Annotated in this window: 3 protein-coding genes; all 3 read right to left on the bottom strand. The window is 43.6% G+C overall.

All coding sequences use genetic code 11. The features are described 5' to 3' along the window. On the bottom strand, window positions 1-5,014 hold a 5,014-nt coding region (locus AC3E9U_RS12040; RefSeq protein ID WP_488747151.1), incomplete at its 3' end, for a beta strand repeat-containing protein. A 57-nt stretch (window positions 5,015-5,071) separates the two neighbouring features. After that, window positions 5,072-5,353, bottom strand: coding sequence for a hypothetical protein (locus AC3E9U_RS12035; protein WP_488747150.1), 282 nt, complete (start codon window positions 5,351-5,353; stop codon window positions 5,072-5,074). Between the two features lie 355 nt (window positions 5,354-5,708). Continuing rightward, a partial coding sequence (locus AC3E9U_RS12030; protein WP_488747149.1) for a PKD-like domain-containing protein occupies window positions 5,709-9,650 on the bottom strand: 3,942 nt, incomplete at its 5' end.

Genomic DNA, 9,650 nt, shown 5'->3' with positions numbered 1-9,650 from the left:
TGGCATTGGTAACTGTATAAGTAATAGCCGTGATTCCAACATTCTGACATACCGTCTGAGTAGTGGTCGCTGCTGCTGAACTAAGAGCGATCGCCGGTAGTGGTGTTACCGTAATCGTACCCGTAGCTGTAGCCGCCGGAGCACATCCTCCTGTGGTGGTTACTGTATAGTTGAACGTACCTGATGCGGTTGGTGTACCGCTGATGGTGAACACCCCTGCAGCATAACTGCCTGTTACACCTGCCGGTAAACCGGATACCGTAGCTCCTGTAGCATTGGTAACAGTATAAGTAATCGTCGTGATTCCAACATTCTGACATACCGTCTGAGCACTTGTAGCTGCCGCTGAACTAAGAGCGATAGCTGGTAGTGGTGTTATAGTAATATTAAAACTACTACTGCCTGCTGCTCCACATGAAGATGCCGGGAAAGAATATGTTACTGTATAAGTTCCGGCTGTACTAGTGGAAAGTGTAATTTCACCCGTAGCCCCGTTAATACTTAATCCAGCTGTTGACGAATAAGTTCCTCCAGCCGTAAATCCTGCAACCCCTGTTGGAGTTGGATTCGTTGCTGCATTAATACAAACCGGTGTAGGATAACTAAAGCCGGTAACAGGAACAATGGCTGAATTAACAGTTATAGTACCCGTAGCCGTAGCCGCCGGAGCACATCCTCCTGTAGTGGTTACCGTATAGTTGAACGTACCTGATGCTGTTGGAGCTCCACTGATAGTGAACACCCCTGCAGCGTAACTACCTGTTACACCTGCTGGTAAACCAGATACTGTAGCTCCTGTAGCATTGGTAACTGTATATGTAATATTGGTAATACTGTTATTTACACAAACTGTTTGTGTGGAAGATCCTGATGCTAAAGCGATTGCCGATAGTGGTGTTACCGTAATCGTACCTGTAGCCGTAGCTGCTGGAATACATCCTCCTGTGGTGGTTACCGTATAGTTGAACGTACCTGATGCTGTTGGAGTTCCGCTGATGGTGAATACCCCTGCAGCATAACTGCCTGTTACACCTGCCGGCAAACCGGATACCGTAGCTCCTGTGGCATTGGTAACTGTATAAGTAATCGCCGTGATTCCAACATTCTGACATACCGTCTGAGCACTTGTAGCTGCTGCTGAACTAAGAGCGATCGCAGGTAGTGGTGTTACCGTAATCGTACCTGTAGCCGTAGCCGCCGGAGTACATCCTCCTGTAGTGGTTACCGTATAGTTGAACGTACCTGATGCGGTTGGTGTACCAGTGATGGTGAACACCCCTGCAGCATAACTGCCTGTTACACCTGCCGGTAAACCGGATACCGTAGCTCCTGTGGCATTGGTAACAGTATATGTGATAGCCGTGATTCCAACATTCTGACATACCGTCTGAGTAGTGGTCGCTGCTGCTGAACTAAGAGCGATCGCAGGTAGTGGTGTTACCGTAATCGTACCTGTAGCTGTAGCCGCCGGAGCACATCCTCCTGTAGTGGTTACCGTATAGTTGAACGTACCTGATGCTGTTGGTGTTCCGCTGATGGTGAACACCCCTGCAGCATAACTACCTGTTACACCTGCCGGTAAACCGGATACCGTAGCTCCTGTGGCATTGGTAACTGTATAAGTAATCGCCGTGATTCCAACATTCTGACATACCGTCTGAGCACTTGTAGCTGCCGCTGAACTAAGAGCGATAGCTGGTAGTGGTGTCACCGTAATCGTACCTGTAGCCGTAGCTGCCGGAGTACATCCTCCTGTGGTGGTTACCGTATAGTTGAACGTACCTGATGCTGTTGGAGTTCCACTGATGGTGAACACCCCTGCAGCATAACTGCCTGTTATACCTGCCGGTAAACCGGACACTGTAGCTCCTGTAGCATTGGTAACAGTATATGTAATAGCCGTGATTCCAACATTCTGACATACCGTCTGAGTAGTGGTCGCTGCCGCTGAACTAAGAGCGATCGCTGGTAGTGGTGTCACCGTAATCGTACCTGTAGCTGTAGCCGCCGGAGTACATCCTCCTGTAGTGGTTACCGTATAGTTGAACGTACCTGATGCTGTTGGATTTCCGCTGATGGTGAATACCCCTGCAGCATAACTACCCGTTACACCTGCCGGTAAACCGGATACCGTAGCTCCTGTGGCATTAGTAACAGTATAAGTGATAGCCGTGATTCCAACATTCTGACATACCGTCTGAGTAGTGGTCGCTGCCGCTGAACTAAGAGCGATCGCCGGAGCAGGAGTAACAACTACCGTATTTGAAACAGCTATAGTAGCCGAACACCCCGGAGGTGTGAATGTATATTGAACTCCATCCACCCACACAATTCCATTTGTTCTGGTAATCGTAATCGTATTTGTTGAAACACCGGTCACTAAAGTCACATACTGTAAAACATCATTGGGACCAGCATTAAATGTAGTACTCGCACTACCATCTGAAATAGTAACATTTCCTTGGTTATTGTCCCTTGCGATACTTATTGTAATTGAAGTTCCTGCAGGAACAGTATGCTGAAGTGTTATTGTTAAAACCGAATTTGTTGCATCAACATAAGCACAGTTGGCCCCTGAAGCAGCAGCTCCTGATGCCGAAATTGCTCCTATCGCATTAGCAGGGGTATTACCTCCTGCCGCTGATAATCCATTTCCTGTTAATGGTGTTCCTGCTGAAGTAATTGACGTTGCGTTTAAAGTAGTATTTGCAACTACTGTCGGTACCGTTATAGTAGAGGTTCCCGCACCACTCAAGGTAGTGTTTATTGAAGGCCCTCCATTAATATTATAGGTTACCGAGGCATTAGCAGTTCCTGTCAAATTGAATACTGCATTACCTCCAGCACATATTGGTGATGTTGATGTTACTGCTAAAGTCGGAGGAGAAGCAACTGTTACCGAAGTAGTTGCAGTTACAAGAGAACATCCACCACTTGCAGGTATAGTATAGGTTACAGTATAAGTACCAGGAGTACTTGTACCAGTATTGATCGCACCAGTTGCTGCATTTATTGAAAGTCCCGCAGGTGCAGCACTATAGGTAAAACCTGTGTATGACCCTGTACCTGTTAATGTGACTGCCTGAATACCAGAAGTAGTACAGAACGGAGAACCTGTATAGCTAATATTTGCCGTCGGTCCAGGGTTTACCGTTATTGTTACCTGATCTGTAGATACACAACCACCAGCTCCATTAGCTGTTAACGTATATGTTGTTGTTGTTGTTGGATTTACCGTAGGAGTTAAGGTATTTGCTCCCGTCATTGCTGTGGTAGGCGACCAACTGAATGCAGGTAAATTATTATTGAATGTAATTGTCCAGCCGGTAATATTTCCAGAGATCAAACCAGCATCGTCTCTAACAAATAAATTCCATGTTCCGTTTGCGGTACAGCCGTTCAGTGTACTAAATGCCTGCTCCGGCGCGTAAGTCCCTGTAAAAGGTGCGGTATTATTTCCAGCACTTCCAATAACATTAACAGCAGTCGGCGTAAAACATGTATTGGTGTAATTTGAACCAGAACCTCCATTATCACTTGACAACTCTAATAAAGTACCGTCAGGACATTGAAGGAAAAAATCCACATCCGAATCCCAGCTATGTGTAAGATTCACACAAACCGAAGCAATCGAAGTAGCTCCTATTGTGGTTGGCGAAACACCAGTAACCGTTATCGGAGAATTAACTCCTGCTGTGCTGTTATCAGGAATTGCATACGATCCGCTATTTGTGAAAGATAGTGGTGCCGCAAAACCGGTAGCATTAGTTGATCCATTTAAAACAACAGATCCGCCTGAACAAATTGTTGCATCAGAACCTGCATTAATGGTTGGTAATGCATTAATTGTTACCGGTATCGTAACCTGATTTTGACATCCTCCGGGGACGCTTGTAACTAAAAGAGTAACATTATAAACTCCTGCTGCAGCATAAGTATGCGTTGGGTTTTGCGCTGTTGAAGTGAATCCATCTCCAAAATTCCAACTATAAGTATTGGATCCATTAGTTGTATTCGTAAAAGTTGTTGGCGACCCCACACAAGCAGAACTTGCAGTAAAAGTTGGATTTGGACTAGCAAATCCAGCTGTCGTTCCAGCAAAATTTAATGTAAATCCAGATGAGGACGCAGATGTATATCTGTCAATTAAAATAGTATAGGTCTGACCTGCGGTAACTGTTATTGTTGGCTCACATTGAGTCCCTGCACAACCGAGTCCTGTCACCCCAAGTGTCCCATCCCAATTACATACTAATTGTGTTCCGGGGCATCCCGCCGTAGTGTTGAATATAGCAAAATCATAATCGATCGAAGTATTGGGAGTTATAGTAAAAGCTAACGTCCCTGTAGTTGCAGCAGTAAATGTATACCACCAAGATGCTCTCTCTCCGGGAGCACCGAAACAGGTTGGATTCTCCTGAGTCAAACCAATCCCTCCTGTTCCATTAGGCACCGAAACATTCGCCGGACTGCATAAAAATTGCCCTGTCGCACAATCCTGAACCGGAAGAGGTGGAGAAGCTGGCAAAGTCTGCTGAACACAAATACCAAACGTTCCTGTCTGGTTACCATTTCCATCCACCATTATATAATAAGTATTTCCAACTGTCAACCCGTGAATGATCACATCAGTGTGCAATAATCCACCAGCTGCATTAACATCTTCCTGACAAGCCAACTGTGTTAATGAACCACAGGTACCACTGTAAACAGCGATTTGTGTATTGGCTAATGTTCCCCCAAAATTTGTAGATATTTCAACATCTCCAGTTGTAGCCACAAAGGAAAACCAAACCGTATTGTTCTTTGTTGCTGGTGACCAACATGTTGGCGTTGTAGGATCCCCTACAGATGTAGCAGCCACATTTGTATATAAAGGCGAACTACAAGTCCCATTACCGACAGGAAGAGAAATTGCACTTGCACAAGCATCATTAGCCGGTTGAGCATAACTATTTATACTAAACAATAAAAATGCAAGAAATGTTTTTAAAAAAGTAGTTTTCAATTTCATATCAATTTTGATATTTGTTTATAATTCTTGTGAAAGCATAACTGATAGAAGATTATACTAAATCTTCTTTTTTTTCCAGTTTGGTTGATCCACCGGTTTATCATCTTCTACGTAAAATATGGCAGGACCTGCTTTCACGTTTTGGGGATACGGGTTTTTATCCCTTACCGTTTTGTCTGCTTCAGTATTACTTTCATTATTCCTGGAACTCACATTTTCTTCATTATGACTCTGAAGCTTAATTGAAGATTTCTCAGAACTTTTATCATTTTTTTTCTTCGATTGAGCGCAAATTCCAACAGAAAAAAGAATTAAAAAAAACATTAAAAAACTTTTCATAATAGTATAATTTGGTTAGATGATTATTGATTAATTCAGGAAGAACCCCCATAACTAGTGTTATATTTTTTCACGAGTTGGTTTATATCCTCATAAATATCTCAAAATATTAAATTTTTGTTAATTAACAAATATGCAAAAGTTTGTGAATAAAAAAAAAGAATTGTTAACAAAAAGATAAAAATTACACAATAGCCCGATAACACTGGTGTTTTTAAACACTTATCATATTAAATTCTGAATTATTTTTAAAATTTTAATACTAAAAAGCTGAAAAAAACATTTTAAACATCGACCAGAATCAAAAAAAGCCGCTATAAAGCGGCTTTTTTTAATATTATTATTTTTCATTTTTTTATCGCTTCATAGAGAAATGCGCTTTAAAAATACGATCCTCTCTATTCACTCCATCCTTAAATTTAACCGTAAACCAATAATCAGTTGACGGTAATGGCTGTCCGTTATAAGTTCCGTCCCAACCTTCTCCTGCCGGACTGATCTGCTTGATTAATTTTTCATATCGGTCAAAAATCATGATTTCTGCATCCGCCTGATCCTGTAAATCCCAAATATTCCAAGTATCATGATACCCATCCCCGTTAGGAGTGAAGAAATGAGGATAATTAATCACAAAAATACTTTGAGTCAAATCAGTACATCCATTTCCATCAATCACATGAACCTCATGCAAGCCGGAAAGAACATTCGTGAACACATTTGAAGTCTGATAGGCACCGCCATCCAATTGATATTCAAAATTACCCGAACCTCCGTATACCACTGCTGTAATGGTTGGATTACTACTGAAGGCTTCATTAACATAAAGATTTAATGCTGTTGCCGGATGAGATTCGGTCACCGTAGCTTCTATCGGATGAGAAACACAACCTGTAGATGAATTAGTTATAAGTACCGAATAAATTCCTTCTTGATGAGCAATACAAGTGCTACTTGTCGCTCCCGATATTTCCTCACCATCTAAGAACCAAATAAAATCATAATCTGTATTGTTTAGTCCTGTATCTAGTGTAGGACTAGACAATACAGAACCTGTAATCGAATCAACACAGATGAAACTATCCTGAAGTTGTGCTTTTGGCAATGGATTTACCGTAAAAGTAATACTTATAGGTGTACCGCTACATCCGTTTGCTGTTGGGATTATTGTATAAGTAACTGTTCCAGCCACATTACCGGTTGTTTCCACCACTTGACTAACTTGTACCGGATTGGTGTTTCCACTTCCGTCTGAAGCTCCCGTCACACCATTTTGAACTACTGTCCAGGTGAAAGTTGTACCCGGTATATTTGGCATTAATGAAAACTGCGCAGATTCTCCACTGCAGATTACCGTATCAGACGGATTTCCAAACACTTCCGGGGTCGGATTCACTGTTACAGTCACAGTTATAGGCATTCCTGCACATCCATTGGCGTGAGGAGTAATAATATAATCTACTGTTCCCTGCGTTAATAATACGGTTGACAAGGTTTGAGCTATAACATTACCGCTTCCCGAAGATGCACCATACACACCTGTCTGAATAACATTCCAAGTAAAGGTTGTATTCGGTAAATTACCTGTCAAAATGATATTAGTAGCTGTTCCTGAACAAACCGTCTGACTTGTTGGACTTGCCGCAGCAGTCGGAATCGGATTCACATTAATGATTGCTGTTACCGGTGTCCCCGGACATCCGTTTATTACAGGGGCAATAGTATATACTGCCTGACCTGGAGTATTACCTGTAGCTGTCAGCACTTGAGAAATAGAGCTTCCCGTTCCGTTAGTAGCTCCCGTCACTGAAGTCTGAACCACATTCCAATTATAAATCGTTCCCGGTAAACTGCCGGCAAAAATTACTGTTGCTGTTCCACCTGAACAAATGCTAGATGACGACGGTGTTGCTGTCATCGTTGCTCTTGGTGTTACCGATACAGTAACATTCATTGGTGTTCCGGAACAACCATTAAATAGCGGAGTTACCGTATAAGTAACAGTACCTACAGTGTTTCCTGTTGTGTTCAGCACCTGAGAAATAGTATTACCACTTCCTGCAGTTGCCCCAGTAGTACCTACCTGATTTACCGTCCATGAATAGGTAGTCCCCGCAATATTGCTGCTAAAAGTAACACTCACCAATTGGCCGGAACAAATTGATCCAGGTACTGGTGTTGCGGACATTGTTGGCGTAGGGTTCACCATTACTACAATATCTGTTGGTACACCAACACATCCGTTGGCTGTTGGAGTAACTGTATATACCACTGTTCCAACCGTACTTCCTGAAGCCGTCAGCACCTGGGAAATAGTATTTCCATTTCCATTTGACGCTCCCGTAGCTCCTGTCTGAACTACTGTCCAGGTGTACGTTGTTGCTGGTACAGTACTTGACAAAGCAATATTGGTTGTAACACCCGAACAAATAGTTTGAGACACCTGTGTTACTATCACATTAGGCTGTGGATTGATATTGATCGTCGCCAAACTCACATCGTTAACACATGGGGCAGTTGCTGTTAAACTGTATTGGAATGTACTGATTGTTGCACCTAATGCAGGCACAAAGGTTCCCGCTGCGGCATTGAAGGTTCCGCCTGTTCCTGTTAATCTGGTCCAGGTTCCGCCCGATTGCTCTCCGCTGATTAAACCGAATAAGTCAATTGATGATGTATTGGAATCACAAATCGTTGTGGCCCCGTCGATTCCTGCATATGGCTGTGCATTAATATTGATCGTCGCCACGCTCACATCGTTAATACATGGGACAGCTGCAGTTAAACTGTATTGGAACGTACTGGTTGTTGCTCCTGGTGCCGGCACAAAGGTTCCTGCTGCCGCATTGAACGTTCCACCTGTTCCCGTTAATCGGGTCCAGGTTCCGCCCGGTTGCTCTCCGGTGATTAAACTGAATAAGTCAATCGATGCTGTACTGGAATCACAAATCGTTGTGGCTCCGTCAGTTCCCGCATTTGGTTGTGCATTAATATTGATTGTCGCTACACTTACATCGTTAATACATGGTGCGATTGCAGTTAAACTGTATTGGAACGTACTGGCTGTTGCTCCTGGCGCCGGTACAAAAGTTCCTGCTGCCGCATTGAATGTTCCACCTGTTCCTGTTAATCTGGTCCAGGTTCCTCCTGTTTGCTCTCCGGTGATTAAACTGAATAAGTCAATCGGTGCCGTACTGGAATCACAAATTGTTGTGGCTCCGTCGGTTCCTGCATATGGTTGTGCATTAATATTGACAGTTGCCAAACTCACATCGTCAATACATGGTGCGATTGCGGTTAAACTGTATTGAAATGTACTGCTTGTTGCTCCCGGTGCCGGTACAAAGGTTCCAGCTGTTGCATTGAAGGTTCCGCCCGTTCCTGTTAATCTGGTCCAGGTTCCCCCCGTTTGCTCTCCGGTGATTAAACTAAATAAGTCAATAGATGCCGAACTGGAATCACAAATTGTTGTAGCTCCATCGGTTCCGGCATTTGGTTGTGCATTGATATTGATCGTCGCCACACTCACATCGTTAACACATGGAGGTGTTCCTGTTAAACTGTATTGAAATGTACTGGTTGTTGCACCTGGTGCCGGCACAAAGGTTCCTGCTGCCGCGTTGAACGTTCCGCCTGTTCCTGTTAATCTGGTCCAGGTTCCTCCTGTTTGTTCTCCGGTGATTAAACTGAACAAGTCAATTGATGATGTATTGGAATCACAAATCGTTGTGGCTCCGTCGATTCCTGCATTTGGTTGTGCATTGATGTTGACAGTTGCCAAACTCACATCGTCAATACATGGTGCGATTGCGGTTAAACTGTATTGAAATGTACTGCTTGTTGCTCCCGGTGCCGGTACAAAGGTTCCTGCTGCTGCATTGAAGGTTCCGCCCGTTCCTGTTAATCTCGTCCAGGTTCCGCCCGTTTGCTCTCCACTGATTAAACCAAACAAGTTAATTGACGCTGTACTGGAATCACAAATCGTTGTGGCTCCGTCGGTTCCGGCATTTGGTTGTGGATTGATATTGATCGTCGCCAGACTCACATCGTCAACACATGGAGCGGTTCCTGTTAAAAAGTATTGAAATGTACTGCTTGTTGCACCTGGTGCCGGTACAAACGTTCCTGCTACCGCATTGAACGTTCCTCCCGTTCCTGTTAATCGGGTCCAGGTGCCGCCTGTTTGCTCTCCAGTAATTAAACTGAATAAGTTAATTGATGTCGTACTAGAATCACAAATCGTTGTGGCTCCATCGGCTCCTGCAATATGTTGTGGATTGATATAGATTGTAGCCACACT

This window comes from Flavobacterium sp. 21.1 (assembly GCF_057801535.1).
The sequence above is the reverse complement of the archived record's forward strand: the minus strand, read 5'-3'. Positions and strand labels throughout refer to the sequence as shown.